Source organism: Pedobacter sp. G11 (genome assembly GCF_003860265.1).
GTDB lineage: Bacteria > Bacteroidota > Bacteroidia > Sphingobacteriales > Sphingobacteriaceae > Pedobacter > Pedobacter agri.
The window spans coordinates 5,032,429-5,049,910 of sequence record NZ_CP034190.1 but is presented as its reverse complement, the minus strand read 5'-3'; the positions used below and the strand labels follow the sequence as shown (position 1 = coordinate 5,049,910).

Annotated in this window: 15 protein-coding genes; 3 read left to right on the top strand and 12 right to left on the bottom strand. The window is 36.7% G+C overall.

Annotated features, from left to right (window positions below):
* Positions 1 to 63 precede the first annotated feature (63 nt).
* Positions 64 to 828, bottom strand: coding sequence for a type I methionyl aminopeptidase (gene map, locus EA772_RS21855; protein ID WP_124914934.1), 765 nt, complete (start codon positions 826 to 828; stop codon positions 64 to 66).
* Between the two features lie 67 nt (positions 829 to 895).
* Here map and EA772_RS21850 point away from each other — a divergent pair, with 67 nt between their 5' ends.
* Complete coding sequence (locus tag EA772_RS21850; RefSeq protein WP_116167407.1) at positions 896 to 1,300, top strand: thiol-disulfide oxidoreductase DCC family protein; 405 nt, start codon at positions 896 to 898, stop codon at positions 1,298 to 1,300.
* Here EA772_RS21850 and EA772_RS21845 read toward each other — a convergent pair.
* From EA772_RS21845 to cmk, 7 genes are all read right to left on the bottom strand, one after another.
* Complete coding sequence (locus EA772_RS21845; protein ID WP_124914933.1) at positions 1,297 to 1,506, bottom strand: hypothetical protein; 210 nt, start codon at positions 1,504 to 1,506, stop codon at positions 1,297 to 1,299. The genes EA772_RS21850 and EA772_RS21845 overlap by 4 nt on opposite strands.
* An 89-nt stretch (positions 1,507 to 1,595) precedes the next feature.
* Complete coding sequence (locus EA772_RS21840) at positions 1,596 to 3,263, bottom strand: beta-N-acetylhexosaminidase (protein WP_124914932.1); 1,668 nt, start codon at positions 3,261 to 3,263, stop codon at positions 1,596 to 1,598.
* 477 nt (positions 3,264 to 3,740) lie between these two features.
* Positions 3,741 to 5,675 carry a 30S ribosomal protein S1 gene (rpsA, locus tag EA772_RS21835; RefSeq protein WP_010600211.1) on the bottom strand — a complete coding sequence of 645 codons (1,935 nt, stop codon included), beginning with the start codon at positions 5,673 to 5,675 and terminating at the stop codon, positions 3,741 to 3,743.
* 404 nt (positions 5,676 to 6,079) lie between these two features.
* Positions 6,080 to 7,060 carry an SH3 domain-containing protein gene (locus EA772_RS21830; protein WP_168187620.1) on the bottom strand — a complete coding sequence of 327 codons (981 nt, stop codon included), beginning with the start codon at positions 7,058 to 7,060 and terminating at the stop codon, positions 6,080 to 6,082.
* A 129-nt stretch (positions 7,061 to 7,189) separates the two neighbouring features.
* On the bottom strand, positions 7,190 to 8,683 hold the full coding sequence (locus EA772_RS22270; RefSeq protein WP_124914930.1) for a YgcG family protein: 1,494 nt from the start codon (positions 8,681 to 8,683) through the stop codon (positions 7,190 to 7,192).
* A 63-nt stretch (positions 8,684 to 8,746) separates the two neighbouring features.
* Positions 8,747 to 9,577: a DUF1080 domain-containing protein gene (locus EA772_RS21820; RefSeq protein ID WP_010600208.1), complete on the bottom strand. Its 831-nt coding sequence runs from the start codon at positions 9,575 to 9,577 to the stop codon at positions 8,747 to 8,749.
* A 59-nt stretch (positions 9,578 to 9,636) separates the two neighbouring features.
* Positions 9,637 to 10,317 (bottom strand): (d)CMP kinase, encoded by a 681-nt coding sequence (cmk, locus tag EA772_RS21815; RefSeq protein ID WP_124914929.1) that lies wholly within the window; start codon positions 10,315 to 10,317, stop codon positions 9,637 to 9,639.
* 73 nt (positions 10,318 to 10,390) lie between these two features.
* On the opposite strand from cmk, the gene arfB reads away from it, so the two are divergent.
* A complete protein-coding gene (gene arfB / locus EA772_RS21810) occupies positions 10,391 to 10,801 on the top strand; it encodes an alternative ribosome rescue aminoacyl-tRNA hydrolase ArfB (RefSeq protein WP_168187619.1) in 411 nt (136 codons plus the stop codon).
* Here the strand turns inward: arfB and EA772_RS21805 are convergent, their stop codons facing one another.
* Together EA772_RS21805 and lon are read right to left on the bottom strand one after the other, a co-directional pair.
* On the bottom strand, positions 10,802 to 11,752 hold the full coding sequence (locus tag EA772_RS21805) for a lipid A deacylase LpxR family protein (protein WP_124914927.1): 951 nt from the start codon (positions 11,750 to 11,752) through the stop codon (positions 10,802 to 10,804).
* 83 nt (positions 11,753 to 11,835) lie between these two features.
* Positions 11,836 to 14,307 carry an endopeptidase La gene (lon, locus tag EA772_RS21800; RefSeq protein WP_010600204.1) on the bottom strand — a complete coding sequence of 824 codons (2,472 nt, stop codon included), beginning with the start codon at positions 14,305 to 14,307 and terminating at the stop codon, positions 11,836 to 11,838.
* Positions 14,308 to 14,619: 312 nt separating this feature from the next.
* Between lon and EA772_RS21795 the strand changes: the two genes are divergently transcribed.
* A complete protein-coding gene (locus tag EA772_RS21795) occupies positions 14,620 to 15,240 on the top strand; it encodes a tetratricopeptide repeat protein (RefSeq protein WP_124914926.1) in 621 nt (206 codons plus the stop codon).
* A gap of 53 nt (positions 15,241 to 15,293) precedes the next feature.
* Here the strand turns inward: EA772_RS21795 and EA772_RS21790 are convergent, their stop codons facing one another.
* Both EA772_RS21790 and gpmI read right to left on the bottom strand, forming a co-directional pair.
* Complete coding sequence (locus tag EA772_RS21790; RefSeq protein WP_124914925.1) at positions 15,294 to 15,824, bottom strand: hypothetical protein; 531 nt, start codon at positions 15,822 to 15,824, stop codon at positions 15,294 to 15,296.
* Positions 15,824 to 17,347 carry a 2,3-bisphosphoglycerate-independent phosphoglycerate mutase gene (gene gpmI, locus EA772_RS21785; RefSeq protein WP_168187618.1) on the bottom strand — a complete coding sequence of 508 codons (1,524 nt, stop codon included), beginning with the start codon at positions 17,345 to 17,347 and terminating at the stop codon, positions 15,824 to 15,826. The genes EA772_RS21790 and gpmI overlap by 1 nt, the downstream gene beginning before the upstream one ends.
* Positions 17,348 to 17,482 lie beyond the last annotated feature (135 nt).

Genomic DNA, 17,482 nt, shown 5'->3' with positions numbered 1-17,482 from the left:
GATTGGGCAAATATAGAAAAATGTTTTAAGCTAGGAAACCGGAATTTGAAATTAGATGCTTGTTTAAAGCCATATCTCATTTTCGGCAGTAAGAATGATGGGTTTATCGCCGGTTACCATGATGGTATGCTCATGTTGCGCCACAAAACCGCCCTTATTGCCCGTTAAAGTCCAGCCGTCATTTTCAGTTTCTGCAAGGTTAGATGCTGTAGAAATAAAGGTTTCAATGGCTATCGTTGTGTTTTTTTTAAATCTGTCGTGATTCCATCGATCATAGTAATTGGCAATATCATGTGGCGCTTCATGTAAGCTTCTTCCTACGCCATGCCCGGTTAGGTTTTTAATTACCCGAAAACCTGATTTTCGTGCTTCGGTTTCAATGAGCCGGCCAATTTCTGAGATTCGAATACCTCCTCTAATATTGTTGATGGCTTTTTTCAATATATCTTTCGAAGCGTTAACCAGCACATTGTGGTTGTTTAAATCGTTCCCCAATACAAAAGAGCCGCCGTTATCAGACCAATAGCCATTTAACTCCGCAGAAACATCTATGTTAACCAAATCTCCTTCCGCTAAAATTTTCTTTGAGTGCGGAATGCCATGCGCAATCTCCTGATTTACACAAATGCATGTCCACCCAGGGAAATTATATGTTAACCTCGGCGCCGATTTAGCACCGAAATCTTTTAAAATTTCCCCACCAAAATCATCAAGTTGTTTGGTAGACATCCCAGGTTTAGCAAAGTTTCGCATCTCTTTTAAAGTATATGCTACAGCTTTACTAACCCTTTGCATTCCTAATAACTCATCTTCTGTTGTGATCGACATAGATTTATTTTTTTACTAAAGTAGAGTTTTTGAATAGCAAAGTAATAAATTCGATAGCTTTGTGACGATGATGGCACAGAAATCCGTAATTTTTTTTGATGGTGTTTGTAATCTTTGCAATGCATCGGTTCAGTTTGCAATTGAACATGATAAGCATGATATTTTTAAATTTACGGCATTGCAGGGAAATTATGCAAAAGCCATTTTACCGAAATTTAATATCGATCTAGAGCGGATTAATTCAATTATTCTCGTAGAGAATGATCGGCTTTATACTAAATCGTCAGCTGCATTAAGGATTGCGAAAAAATTGAACGGATTTTGGCCAATGCTTTATGCTTTTATGATCATCCCAAAATTTATTCGGGATTGGTTCTACGACATCATTGCCAAAAACCGTTATAAATGGTGGGGAAAGCAGGAGAGTTGCTGGGTACCGACACCCGAACTAAAGGAGAAATTTTACGATTAACGCTGCTTTTGCTGGTTTTGGTTGTTCCTCGGTTTCCACAGCCAAAGTGATAAGATGATTAAAGGTATAGCAATACTTAAGGCTATAACAATAAAAATACTGCGTTGCTTTACAATTTCAACTTCATCGGTAATGAAAATATTCACCGTTTCTTTTAATACAAAAATGGTGATGATGGTGCAAATAACTGCAAGTATTTTACGCATGATTGAAATTTGAAACAAAGATTGGATAAATTTTTTAAATGAATGGGAAAAATTAGCTGATTGATTAAAACGACTCCTCTATTAAATTATCAATTTTCCAGATATCTTTTAGAATAAGTAATTCCCGTTAAATCATAGCGTTTAAACTGGGTTTTCAAGCGTTTTTGAAAATCGGAGTAGTTCCGTTTCTCTTTCGGGCTCCATAAAATTTCACTCAATGCATCTAATCTTGGAAAAAGCTGGTATTGAACTTTGGCAGGGTTAGTAATGTACTCACTCCACAAGCAACCTTGTCCACCCCAAATGTACTTTGCTTGCTCAGCAGATAATTCAGCCGGGATAGGTTCGTAGTTGTAAACATCAGCTAAAAGTGAGGGTTTTCCTGCAGTTAAACTGTCTTCCTTTACAAATTGTGCATGGTTGAAATAAACCTTATCTTCTGGCGTCATGATGGCTTTATGGTTCTGTTTTGCTGCTTCAATACCACCTTTTTCTCCCTGCCAGCTCATCACTACTGCATTCGGTGCTAAGCCGCCTTGTAAAATTTCGTTCCAGCCGATGATGGTTTTACCTTTACCATTTACAAATTTTTCTATGCGTCTGATGAAATAACTCTGTAGCTCGCTTTCTGTTTTTAAGCCATTTGCTTTCATAATTTGTTGTGAGGCTGCAGACTGTTTCCACCAAACTTTAGAGGCCTCATCGCCGCCAATATGGATGTATGGTGAAGGAAACAACTCCATAACTTCAGCCAGTACATTTTCCAGGAATTTAAATGTGGTATCTGAAGCTTGTAATACATTGTTGTATTTATTCATCATGCCCCAGGTTTCAGCAACAGCATATTTTTTATTGGGTTCTGTTCCTAATTCGGGGTAGGCGGCAAGAACAGCCATACTGTGGGCCGGCATTTCGATTTCGGGAATAATGGTTACATAACGTTTGGCCGCATATTCTACTACTTCTTTAATTTGTTCCTGCGTATAAAATCCGCCATGTTTGACGCCATCTGTTTTTATTACAGCATTTTTTGGCGTGATATTAATCGCTGTTGGCAATACCTGATATTTAATGTTTTCATTTCCTTTGCCCGGCCATAAACCAATAATGCTGCCGTTTCGCCAAGCGCCTATTTCTGTGAGTTTAGGATATTTTTTGATTTCAATTCTCCAGCCATGATCATCAGTTAAATGCCAGTGGAAATAGTTCATTTTATGCAGGGCTAAATAATCGATGTATTGTTTTACAAAGTCTACATCAAAAAAATGGCGACTAACGTCTAAATGCATTCCACGGTATTCGAGACGAGGATAGTCTGTGATGTGAACCGCTGGAACTTGAAGCGATGCTGATTTTACCTCAGGTAATAACTGAATTAAGGTTTGAATCCCATAAAAAAGTCCATTTTCTGAATTGGCATAAACCATGGTTTGATCGTGGTTGCTTATAAGTTCATATTCATTTGAATCTTTTAATAACCGCTTAACTAGTTCCAGTTTGATGGTATTTTTTCTACTTGTCGAATTTGGATTTATCCGAAGTTTTAGATCATAATATTTTTGAATATAACTTTGTAGGAATAAAGCTGAATTGGATAATGAATCATTTGAAATTATCTCCGTGTTTTTATCAATTATAAATTTTTCTGTGCTTAATCCTGTCTTAACACTAACAGGTTGCGGGATAATATTTATTTCCTGAGCAGAAAGGCTGTTGTAAAAAGCAATCGATAAAAGCAAAAAAATAATCTTCTTCATGATAAAACGGTTTTCTTTTCAAAAGTAGTAATTCTAAGCGGATGAAAGTAAAAGCTTGAGAGAACGAAGTAATGATGTTACCTAAACCCGATGGGAGGAAAATCCTTTTTGATTGTGTGCTTCGACAAGCTCAGCATGACAATCGCCAAAAAGATTGAACGGACAGCGGGGCAGGAGTGACAGATTATTGCTTGCTTGCGTTTTCAAATGATTTAAACTATATAAGGCATTTGAGTTTCATACTTAGCCAGGATGAAAATTTTAAATGTACCTAAATGTTAAATAAATGAGATTGCTTCGTCGTTCCGCCTCGCAATGACGGAATTTAAATTAAATGTCTTACATTCCTTATATGGTGAAAAAAGGGGAGATTGCTTCGTCGCTGAAAAAGCCTTCTCGCAATGACGAAATTCTTCACGCAAAAAAAAATCCCGATAACTTGCGCTATCGGGATTTAATTTGTTTAGTTAAAAAGAACTAGCCTTTTTTAGCTTTGCTTTCTTCGCCTTCTAGTTGCGATTTCAATTGAGCCAATACGTCTAAGTCTCCTAAAGTAGATTTCTCTACAGAATCTTTAACTTTCTTAACTGCAGTTACAGCAGCTTTAGCTTCTTTTTTCTTAGCATTTCTTTCTTCTGCTACAGCTTCAGCTTTAACTTCTTCCCAAATACGAGCGTGAGAAACAACGATGCGTTTAGCTTCTTTGTTAAACTCGATGATTTTGAAGTCGTTAGTTTCTTCTGCTTTAACTGAAGTACCATCTTCTTTAACCATGTGTTTAGTTGGTACGAAACCTTCTACACCGTATGGTAAAGCAATAACAGCACCTTTATCAGTTACTTTAACAACTGTACCTTGGTGAACCGAATCTAAAGTGAAGATCGTTTCGAAAGTATCCCAAGGGTTTTCTTCCAATTGTTTGTGACCTAAGCTTAATTTACGGTTATCAACGTCTAATTCTAAAACAACTACGTCTAATACATCACCAACTTTAGTGAATTCGTTAGGGTGGTTTACTTTTTTAGACCAAGATAAGTCAGAGATGTGGATTAAACCATCAATACCTTCTTCGATTTCAACAAATACACCGAAGTTAGTCATGTTTTTAACAGTTGCTTTGTGCTTGCTTCCAACTGGGAATTTAGCAGCAACTTCTTGCCATGGATCGTTAGATAATTGTTTAATACCTAAGCTCATTTTGCGCTCATCTCTATCTAAAGTTAAAACTTCAGCTTCGATCTCATCACCAACTTTTAAGAATTCTTGTGGGTTTCTTAAGTTTTGTGACCAGCTCATTTCAGAAACGTGGATTAAACCTTCAACACCTGGGATGATTTCTAAGAAAGCACCGTAATCTGCAACAGTTACGATTTTTCCTTTTACTTTAGAACCAACTTGAATGTCAGTGCTTAAGTTCTCCCAAGGGTGTGGAGTTAATTGTTTTAATCCTAAAGCGATACGTTTTTTCTCATCATCGAAATCTAAAACAACTACGTTGATTTTTTCATCTAATGATAATACTTCTTTTGGATGCTCTATGCGGCCCCAAGAAATATCAGTAATGTGAAGTAAACCATCAACACCACCTAAATCGATGAACACACCGAAATCAGTAATATTTTTAACAGTACCTTCTAATACCTGTCCTTTTTCTAATTTAGAAACGATTTCTACTTTTTGTGATTCTAAATCGTCTTCAATTAACACTTTATGAGAAACAACTACGTTTTTAAACTCATGGTTAATTTTAACAACTTTGAATTCCATTGTTTTACCAACGTAAACATCGTAGTCACGGATAGGTTTAATATCAATTTGAGAACCTGGTAAGAAAGCTTCAACGCCCATGATATCAACAATTAAACCACCTTTAGTACGGCTCTTAACGAAACCGTTGATGATTCTATCATTTTCAAGCGCCTCGTTAATAGCTTCCCAAGATCTTTGAGTTTTTGCTCTTTTGCGAGAAAGGATCAATTGACCGTTAGCATCTTCTGGTGCTTCAACGAATACGTCAACTGAATCGCCGATTTTTAAATCTGGTGTATCACGGAATTCTGAAGTAGAAACTAAACCATCTGATTTAAAACCAACGTTTAATACTACATCTTTGTTGTTAATTGAAACAACAATACCGCTAATGATTTCACCTTTAGTGATTTGATTGAATGTTCCAGCATACATGTCTTCAAACTTTTTACGGTCTGCATCATTGTAATTACCGAAAACTTTTTCATCTGCATCCCAGTCGAAATCTTCCGTTGGTGTTGCTAATGATGATTTGATCGATTCGATCGAAACTGAATCAGCTTCTGATTCAATAGTTTCTTTTTCAGTCAGGCGTCCGCCTTCTCCCTGAAGCTCAGCTGTTTTTGCTGCTAATTCTTTTTCTGCTACTTGTTTTTTAGCCATTAATTAATTATCTCCTTTTTTCCCTATTTAGGGACTGCAAAGGTAAAAATATTTTAATTAATAGAAAAGAATTTTTTAATAAATGTTGCTGATTTTAAGGTTATTAGTAAAAGAGTAGTGCGTATTTAGTAACAGGTAGCAAGATTGGATGCTTGAAGGCGCAAAGATAAATGAATAAGGAGTAAAGATTTGTTACCTTAAATAGACGATTTGAGATCCCTTTTTTTAGGAGCGCACATGGAGAGATGGTTCTTTTCTTTTTCTAGAAAAGAATTGTTTGAAAATCAGCGTTCCGTAATTCTTTGTTTACAGCAGCCCCGTTATCGCTTATAGTCCTCGCTGCGTTGCACTTCGCTGCGGGCTATTCCGCTCTACCGGGTTTAGAAACATAGGTTGTTTGAAATTTATTTCTTCGTAAAGATCCCTCTGGTAAATCCTTCACCAACCAAAGTGTTTTCATCTCTGATTAGCAACAAAATCATGTTTTGTTGATCATACAATTTAATCATGTCGCCTTCAATAACATATTTTGCTGTGAAAGTAGAATCCGTGTAAGTATCCTTTACAATCACAGAATCATTGGTGTTAAAATCAAAGGTTTTATATTGTGTTTCGCTATCGCTTACAAAAGTTCCGTTAACTGTTTTAGGTTGGATGAAAGTAATAAAGCAAAAGTAAATTACTACTAAAATAATAATCGCTGAAATGCCGATTAAAATTTTATTTTGATTAGAATATTTAAAGATAAAGTAAAGAATGGTACCCATTACCAAAGCCACTACAGCAAAAAAGATAATATTTGAATAATCTTTGTCAATTGCTGGAACCTCAACAGATACAGCCGGTTTTTGTACGGCTTTAACTGGCGATACCCGAACTAAAAATTCTTTACTCACCCAACCTTCACCATTGGTTACCTTTATTTTAAAATAACTGGCATCTGCAGAATCAATAACGGCAACATTTTCATTTTCCGGAAGATAACCAATCACCTTGCTTTTAGGATCGGCTTTTTGCCTCACTCTTAAATTATCAGTAGTAACGCGGTAAATTACATCAGTAGCAGGAGCTGCTGTTGTAGAACTTTGAGTAGCAGGATTAGTTTGGGCTGTATTGGTTTGTGACGTAGGCGCTGATATCTTTTGAACGAAATCTTTACTTACCCAACCTTCGCCATTTTTAATTTTTATTTTATAAAATTTATCATTGCTGGCATCTAAAACTGTTAAATTTTCATTCTGCGAAATATTAGCTATCACCTTACTTTTAGGATCACTACTTGCTCTAACCCGTAACTGATCAGCAGTTACTTTATAGGTATCTTGTGCATTAATGCGGCTTGAAAAGATTGAAAGCGCAATTAATAGGAATAAAATTCTAGTCATAGTTTTAAGATTGCTGCAAAGCAGTTTTATAAAATTAGCAACGACGCAAAGAGCAAACATCGTGCTATAAGTGCCAAAATTAGGAAATACTTTTAATTACAGGGAGAAATGAGGCGGTTAATTCAATTTCTACCAACTACCTCCGGTACCGCCGCCACTGCTTCTACCACCTCCCCAGCTGCTCGATGAAGAAGATGAACTACTTCTTGATGAGGATGAACCTGATGAAGATTTAGTTTTAACCAACATGGCCAACGTGATCCATTCAATAAATTCTACGTATCTGCAAAAACTGCATTCGTTTATTAGTTTTGCCTTGCCTTCGCGACTATAGGTTGCTGCAGTAACTGTAACTTGTTTGTTGAGTTTATAAGTTCTGAAATTACATTTCGGACATTCGGTGTAGCTGTTATATTCTTCCGCAGGCCATTGTTTAATTACATGTTCTTTATGATCAGCACTTTCCCAAATATCATAATCGTAGGTTTGTGCGCCTTCTTCAGCTCGTTGTCCGGCACTTAAAAAGGGTTTGCCTTCAACATTAATATCCCGATCTACCCGAAGCATTTCCTGATTCTTACTGTCTAAAACAGGCTTAAACCGATCAATGTTTTTGCCTCGTTTGAATAGATAATTAATCAAAGTAATTAAGATCAGCGGAGAAAAAATAATCAGCCAGAAATTCTTCTTATTAAAATCGCTGACAGCGTTAAAATAATTTTTATCGTCGTAATGTGTTTTTCGTAGCGAGGAAATATGAAATAAATAACGAAAGAATAAACAGGCAGCTAATATTCCATATAAAATGAAAGGAGCATGGATAAGCTTTACTTTATCAAATAAACCAAAGCCCCTAAAAAATACCATTGCAAAAATACTCACAAAAATAAACATGAAAAATCCGGCGCAGCCGCTGATGATTGTTTTCTCGTGGCCGTGATTGCCACTAGCATCTACCTTGATCGTTTTCTTGGCTTGTTTATTTACAATTTTGAAAATCCCGAAAAAAGCTAAAATAATAACAAGAACAGGTATCCAGACTTTCCCTAAATCGCCATTTTCGCTTTGTTGCGTAAAAAATTGATTGAGCTCCGATTTATTTTCTGGATTTAAAATTACTACTCCAATGGCGTCAATAGTCGTTATAATTCCTGTTCCGAAATTATTCTCCCTGAATGCAGGTAGTAGGTTTTGCTCAGCAATATGTTTGAGTTTAACATCAGGCAAAACGCCTTCAATTCCGGTTCCGGTGATGAAACGATATTTCCGCCGATCTTTTGCTATAAATAGCAGCAAGCCGTTATTACTCGTTTTTTGTCCAATTCCCCAGGTATTAAAAAGTTCGTAGGCAAAATCGAAATCTTCCTGTTCATGATCAAAATCGCTAACAATAACTACTGCCACCTGAACATTAGTTTTGCTTTCAAAATCCGAAATGGCGGCATTAATCTGCGAAACATGATCGGCACTTAAAATGCTATCAGGATTACTTACCCAGCCTCCTCCGTTTGTTTTTGGATCAGGGATTTCGCTGATGGTATAGGCCTTCTGTGCAAAAGAATGGCTAGAAATAAGTAAAAAGATAACAACTAATAAATTCTTGATTGAATGAGTTTTGAACATCGGATAATTTAAGTTGGTTGAAAATCGCGTTTACATCATTCTTAACAATAGGGTTTATCGTTTTTACTCTTTTAAAACTCTGTCGATGATTTTGTTTAATTTAAGTTCGTCTTTTGCGTAAGGTGCCAGATCGAAAAGCTTAACCGTCTTAAATTCTATAGGGTGGCTTTCGCTTTGCAGTGAAATATAGCCTGACTTTAAAGGGGTGCCATCAACTTTAACCTTTGGATCGTAATTCGTTACACTTCCTCCACCAATTTGTGGTTTTGTATATTCTAAAACTACCTCACCGGCAATGATATGTTTAATTACTGAATCGCCTAAAACCAAGAATTGAGCAGTAACCCACTGATCGCCATGATAGGTTTTTGATTTTGAATCTAAACAGTGCGTTGTAAACAACTCACCTTTATAATTAATTAATGTTCCTGGTGTACAAACATTGCTGGTGTGGCGCACATGTTCTCCATCGCCGCCCAGAATTTGCGCTTCAACGGAGATTGGAAAATCCTGATCTTTCAACATCGTAGCAGGATCCTGCCCATGCAACATAGCACCACTATTTCGGGTTGCCCAGCCTTCTCCACCTTTGGCTTGCTCGCCAACAAAACGATAAGTTACCTTTAATAAATAATAGGAAAACGGCTTTTTGTAAAAGATATGGCCATACTGTTTATCAAAATCAGAATACCCATCGTAACTTACTTTCATTACACCATTTGCAACGCTGAAAGTATTGGCATAATTATCTTGGTAATCATGTTTGGAAATTTTTACATTCCAATCTTTCAAGTCTTTTCCGTTGAAAAGATTGATCCAGCCTTTTTGCGCCTGAACGTTTAGCGCAGTAAATACACTGATTAATAACAAAAGGGAAGTAAGTTTTAATTTCATAGTAGCTTAATGGTTAGCAGCTAAAAATAGGAAATTAAACCAATCCGATAAAATTAAAGTTATTTAGCTAAAAATGTTTCTGCTCTTTCTAAAGCAAACGCCAATTGTTCTTCGGGTGTTAAATTGGTGTTGTCTAATACAATTGCATCAGCGGCTCTAACCAGTGGGCTTTCTTTTCTGGTGGTATCAGCATAATCGCGGTGGGCCAAATTTTCGAAAACTTCTTCCAGTGTGGTTTCATTATTGCCTTTACTTTCCAATTCCTTAAATCGTCGTTCTGCTCTAATTTTCGGATCGGCAGTCATAAATAATTTCAAAGGTGCATCTGGAAAAACCGTAGTGCCAATATCACGACCATCCATTACAATGTTCTTCGATTTTCCCATGCGTTGTTGTTGTTTCACCATTTCGTGGCGAACAATTTTATGGGCAGAAACTTCACTTACATTTTCTGAAACTGGCATTAAACGGATTTCATCAGAAACCTCTTCGCCATTTAAAGTGATATGTGATTCGTAATCACGTGAATGAAAATTCAGTTCGATGTGTTGAAGTGCATCAACAACTTTCTCATCATTAGTAATGTCAATATTATTTCTCAGAAAGTAGAGCGTAACGGCCCGATACATCGCTCCGCTGTCTACATAAATGAAACCTAATTTTTTAGCTAATGCTTTCGCTAAAGTGCTTTTTCCGCAAGATGAATAGCCATCAATAGCTATAACCAAGTTCTTTTTCATTCTGCCACAAAGGTAAAAAAACGGACGGATTTAGTTGCTTTTTTTACCTGACTATTCTTTATACTTTTACATCATGTTACCTGCGAAAGAAGATATTTTAAAACATGCAACCTTTAAAACCTCCAGGAGCGGGGGCAAGGGCGGCCAAAATGTAAATAAGGTTTCAAGTAAAGTAGAATTAATTTTCGATTTGGAAAATGCTTTTATTTTCGATGAAGAAGAAAAGGCGCTGTTAAAAATCCGACTCGAAAATCGTTTAGATACCGATGGTTTGTTGCATATTGTTTCGCAAGAAGACAGGAGCCAGCTGCTAAACAAAGAAAAGACGATTGTTAAACTGATCGAGCTCCTGAAAAGATCACTTCAGGTTAAGAAAACAAGAAAGCCAACAAAAATACCCAGAGCTGTTATTCAAAATAGACTGAAAAATAAATCTGTAAATGCTGATAAAAAAGCATCTAGAAAAAAGCCAGGTTTGGATTAACTAAATTTTTCCAAAACGATAGTATAAACTTAAGCCACCATAATTTTGAGCTTTCGCTATACTCTCCACTTCTTTAGTTTTAAATATAATATTAAAGTCGGCAGTAAATCTTTTTGAACTGTAATTTACGCCAAACTGTTGTTCAAATACAATTGGTTTTGTGCCGAAAGTTACCGGACTATCATCATTAAACAAACTCCCCTGAATCGTGGCATCATAGGCCACTATGTTTAGCTGTGGTTTGGCATAAAAGAAAAATTCCGACTTATTCAAAGCGGATGTTTTTGCATTCCCGATTACGGCATTATGATATGCACTATTGAACAGCTGGTTCAATCTTCCTGCTCTAAATAACACAGATGCTCCCAAGCCAGAAAAAGTTGTTCCTAAATTTGCATAACCCTGTCCGCTTAAATCAATAATCTGATCATTGGAACGAACAAGAAGTTTGCTATATTGGGCAGCTAAATTGATCGCTAATTCATTTTTAATCTGATAATCCCATCCGGCAGGTGTGTAAAAACCAACCGTTTTGTGCAGAAACTTTTGTGCATCTTGCGCCAGGGAATTCGGTCCAACAGTACCAATCTCCACGCTTGTTTTTAGCACGCTTTCTTTTTTAAAGAATACCGAGTAAGCACCACTGGCATACAGATATCCTGCGAAGGGCCTGTCCTGGTCTTCTTTCTTTGCTACCTGACCCCAGTAGGGCGTATACATTTTTTGCCCGACCGAAATTTCATAAGTCTTCTTTTCTATTTTATCTGAAAATTTAGCAGGATCAATGGCTCGGCGGAAATAGATAAATAAACCATTGGTGTAATATCGGTCATTCAATGTTGCCAAATAAGCATCGTTTTCGGTTTTAAATCCAAATTCGTTTTTAAAAGATTGGCCAAATCCAGTTAACGAGGTAAGAAGCAATAGAATAATAAATGAAGATGATCTCATAAAAAATAGCTCCGATTGTTATCGGAGCTATAAAAGTATTTATTGTTATCGGATTTTTATCCGTAAACCTAAAAGATTACAATTTAGTTGACAATTGGCGCAATTTTGATCGTTAAATCCAGCGGTTTTTTAACTTTATTTTTCGTCAATGCCAATTCAATCACTTCACTCATTTCCGTTACGTAATGAAAAGTCAAATCTTTGATGTAGCTTTCTTTAATTTCCAAAATATCTTTGCGATTGCTTTTGCAAAGGATAATCTCTTTAATATTCGCTCTTTTTGCAGCAAGAATTTTTTCCTTAATTCCACCAACGGGAAGTACTTTTCCACGCAGGGTAATCTCGCCTGTCATCGCTAAATTTTGTTTTACTTTACGTTGTGTAAATGCCGAAGTCAGTGCCGTAAGCATGGTTACACCAGCTGATGGACCATCCTTCGGAGTTGCGCCCGCAGGCACGTGAACATGCACATCCCAGTTGTCAAATAGGGTATAGTCAATGCCGAATTCTGCAGCATGTGCTCGTAAATAAGCTAAAGCAATTACGGCAGATTCTTTCATCACATCGCCAAGATTACCCGTTAATGTTAACTTTCCTTTTCCAGGGCTCAAGCTCGATTCGATAAACAAAATATCTCCACCTACACTTGTCCAGGCTAATCCGGTTACCACGCCCGCAACTTCATTGCCTTCGTAAAGGTCTTTATCATAAATTGGCGCACCTAAAATACGTTCAATATCTTCGTTGGCCAGCGTCACGTTGTATTCTTCTTCCATGGCAAGTTTAGTAGCCACACCACGCACCAATGAACCAATTTTCTTTTCTAAACCACGCACACCCGATTCACGTGTGTAATCTTCAATCACTTTTTCAATTAAAGCGGGTTTAAGATTGATATCCTTATTTTGTAAGCCGTGATTTTCTTTTTGTTTTGGTAAAAGATATTTCTTCGCAATTTCGATTTTCTCTTCGATGGTGTATCCATTCACTTCGATAATCTCCATGCGATCAAGTAAGGCCGGCTGGATGGTACTCAATGAATTTGCAGTTGCGATGAATAAAATATTAGATAAATCGTAGTCAACTTCAACATAGTGATCATAGAAAGCATTATTTTGTTCCGGATCCAACACCTCCAGCAAAGCTGATGAAGGGTCGCCCCGATGATCGGTACCAACTTTATCAATCTCATCCAAAACAAAAACAGGATTGTCTGCTCCAGCTTTTTTAATTGATGAAATGATACGCCCTGGCATTGCGCCAATGTAGGTTTTACGGTGACCACGAATTTCGGCTTCATCACGAATGCCACCTAAAGCCATCCGTACATATTTACGGCCCAAAGCTTTGGCGATCGATTTTCCTAAAGATGTTTTACCAACTCCCGGAGGACCTACCAAACATAAAATAGGCGCTTTCATATCACGTTTTAACTTCAAAACAGCAAGATATTCTACAATACGCTGCTTAACTTTTTCTAAACCAAAATGGTCTTTATCCAGAATACGTTGGGCACGTTTTAAATCGAAATTATCTTTTGTAAACTCACTCCAGGGTAAATCCAAAAGCAATTCGAGGTAATTCAGCTGAACAGAATAATCTGGCGCCGCCGGATTCATTCTACCTAATTTATCTAATTCTTTGTCAAAATGATCGGCAACAGACTGTGACCATTTTTTCTTTTTTGCTTTTTCCTGAAGCGCATCAAATTCCAAATCGGCTGAATTTCCACCCAGTTCTTCCTGAATGGTTTTAAGCTGCTGATTTAAGAAATAATCACGTTGTTGTTTATCAAGATCGGTACGAACTTTAGATTGGATTTGATTTCTCAATTCCAGCATCTGTAATTCAACCATCAAAAGCTCCATTACCTTTTGCGCTCTTTCCTGCAATTTATCCATTTCAAGGATTTTTTGCTTATCGGCCATTTCGGCATTCATGTTTGATGAAATAAAATTGATCAAAAATGAATTGCTTTCAATGTTTTTTAGCGCAATACTTGCTTCACTTGGAATGTTTGGCGACAGTTGAATAATCTGAGCCGACATTTCACGGATAGAGGCGATAAGTGTTTTAAACTCCTTATCTGCTTTGTGTTTCTGCTCCTCAAATTTCTTTACCACAGCCTTAATGTAAGGCTCGTTTTGTACTTCTTCAATTAAGCTAAAACGTTGCTTACCCTGAATAATTACTGTGGTATTTCCATCAGGCATTTGCAACAACTTAATGATGTTTGCAACCGTACCAACAGTGTTTAACTGTTCAAACGTCGGATCTTCGATGGAAACATCTTTTTGAGATACCACCCCAATAATTTTATTTCCCTTGTAAGCTTCTTTAATTAGTTTAATTGATTTATCTCTGCCAACGGTAATTGGAATTACCACTCCAGGAAATAAAACAGTGTTTCGCAATGGCAAAATCGCCAATGTTTCAGGCGTTTCCTCATTGTTCATTTCCTCTTCGTCTTGTTGCGACATTAAAGGGAAAAATTCGGTATCCTCGTTAATTATTGGCATAGCAGAATGGAAATCAAATATATCTTGTTTACTCATTATCACGTTTTCCTCTCACGACAAACTGGCAGTTTGATCGTATTCACTTCGTTTATTTAGTTGTTAAGGTAATAATTTCAACTCTTGTGCCAAAGTGAAAATAATATTAATCTTATGTTAAAAAGGCAGAGCGACTTTTAATATTCCGCCATTATCATATAAATTGTTTTTTAGCGTTTAAGCTAATGTTTGAGGTATTTAATGCTTGTGCCCCAAAATTAAAAGCTTTTAAATTATCAGAATAGGATTATATTGCAACAAATTTCGTCTTTTTAGGCGGCAGATTTACAGAAAAAACATATTATTCATTACATGAACTACTTTAAGCAAGTTATTTTAGGTTTAATTATTTTATCATCAACCAGCAGTTTCGCACAGAACAATTACGAAAGAAGCATGCAGGCAATGATTAAAGGTGATTATAGAACTGCCGTTACGCAATTGGAAAAAGCCGATACCAAAACACCTGATAATGCTAAAATTTTGCAAATGCTGGGTTATTCATACTTTCAAAATGGCCAATACGAGAAGTGTATTGAAACTTATAGCCGCCTAATTACTGTTAAACCAACAGAAGTATCTGCATATTACTATCGGGGCAAAGCGAGATTAAATATTGCCAACGATCCTAAAGAATCTTTAAACAGTATGCGTGAAAATTTTTACACTGCCTCGATTAAAGATTTTACGAAAGCAATTGAAATAAATGGGGAGGAAGATACCCAAATGTTTCAAAATCGTGGATTAGCTTATAAAGATTACGCAATTTTCAGATCATACAAAGCAAAGAAAAAGGATGAGAAAACGGCTTGCATAGCGCTATTTAATAATTCAATTTCTGATTTCCAAAGAGTATTAACTATGCAGCCTTTGCGTAAAGATATTATTGATTGGGTTGCTTATGACAAAGCACAAATTGCAAGTTTAAAGTAAGATCTGATTCTAAAATAGAGAACGGGCTTTGAATATTCAAAGCCCGTTTTTTGTTATTTAAACTTTCCGGAGATGGTATATTTTTTTTCGTTCAGCAATCGTATTTTTTGCTTTTTTTTAATGAGGTATAAACTATCAGGATAGTAATATAGCGTGTCATTTGATTGAAAGAGGATATTTTTATTTGCGATAATAATCTCTATCTTCCTAACTTTTGTACCTTGCCCAACAACATAAAGTTTCTTTACAGGGATTTTTTTATTGTTAGAACTATAGACAACTGCTCCGCCAACTTTTGTAATATTGAAACTGCCCTGCCATGAGGCTTTATTAATATCTGCATTTGCAAAAATTGCAAGTTCCTTTTTCCAATCTGCTACTTTAACTTTCTTGCTTTCGTTAACCCCATTCACACTAACGGTTTTGCCTAGTGTTGGATTGAGTTTTTGCAAACGGGCTACCTCTTTCTCGAAATAGCCCTGTAAGTCAAAGTAGAGGTTTCTGTTATTCGTTTTTGAATCTTTTTCCTGGATACAAGAAGCCAGGGATACAATAAATATCAGGATATAGATTTTTTTAATCATTATACCAAAACGTTTCCTGTCATTTCTGCCGGAATGGCTACACCTAATATTTTTAAAACAGTAGGAGCAATGTCGCCTAATTTTCCATTAGCTATGGTTTTATAATCCTTATCGATTAATATACAAGGAACAAGATTGGTAGTATGAGCTGTATTAACCGATCCATCGCCATTTATCATGTATTCAGAATTACCATGATCAGCCAATAGGATAAATGAATAACCATTTTCTAAACCTTTATTCACGACAGTTTCTGCACATTTATCAGCTGTTTCTACAGCTGTTACCACTGCATCGAAAACGCCGGTATGTCCAACCATATCGGGATTGGCGAAGTTTAGACAAATAAAGTCGGCCCAGCCAGTTTCCATTTCTGCAGTAATGGCTTCGGTAATTCCAGCTGCACTCATTTCCGGTTGCAGATCATAGGTGGCAACTTTAGGTGAAGGAATCAGGATTCTTTTTTCGTTTGTAAACTCTGATTCTCTGCCGCCTGAAAAGAAGAAAGTAACATGAGGATATTTCTCTGTCTCCGCAATACGAATTTGATTTTTGTTGTTTTCTGCCAGAACTTCACCAATTGTTTTCGTAAGATCATCTTTAGTAAAAATGACATTTACTTTCTCAAAGCTCTCATCATAAGAGGTCATTGTTACATAATACAATGGCAGTTTATGCATTTGTTGCTCCGGGAAATCTTTTTGAGTTAGCGCCGTAGTAATTTCTCTTCCTCGATCTGTACGGAAGTTGAAGCAGATCACTACATCGTCGTTTTGTATTGTTGCAACAGGCGCACCATTATCTTGCGTTAACACCACCGGTTTCAAAAATTCGTCTGTGACCCCTTCATCGTAAGATCTTCTAATCACAGCCAGTGCATCTTGAGTTTTCTCTCCGATGCCATTTACCATTACATCGTAAGCTTGCTTTACGCGTTCCCAACGGTTATCGCGATCCATCGCATAATAACGACCTACCATTGTGGCCAACTTAGCCGATGTGTTTTCAATGTGGTTTTGGAGGTCAGTAATAAAGCCTAATCCCGAATTCGGGTCTGTGTCGCGGCCATCTAAAAAAGCATGAACAAATGTTTTTTCAACATTTGCCTGGTTTGCAGCATCACATAAGGCTTTTAAATGTTCGATATGGGCATGAACACCGCCATTTGAAACCAGCCCAATGAAATGAACGGCTTTGTTATTTTGTTTTGCATAATCAAAAGCGGCAAGCAAAACCGGATGAACGTGTAATTCTTTATCAGCAATTGATTTGTTGATTCTGCCAAGTTCCTGATAAACTACGCGACCTGCACCTAAGTTCATATGCCCAACTTCCGAGTTTCCCATCTGGCCGGCTGGTAAACCAACTGCTTCTCCTGAAGCTTCAAGCTTTGAGTTTGGATAGTTTTGCAGTAATGAATCAAAAAATGGTGTGTTTGCAGCATAAGCAGCATCAGAATTATCTTGTCTTCCGTAGCCCCAGCCATCTAAAATTATAAGTGCGAGTTTTTTATCGTTTATCATCTTATTTTGAAAAATTTAATTGAACACGTTTAAAACATTTTCATTTAGAACATGTTTTAGTGTTTTGTTACCTTGGCAAATATAAGTTTATTGGAGCTTATCCAAATGATGAAATCGGTTTTTTGATAAGCTAAT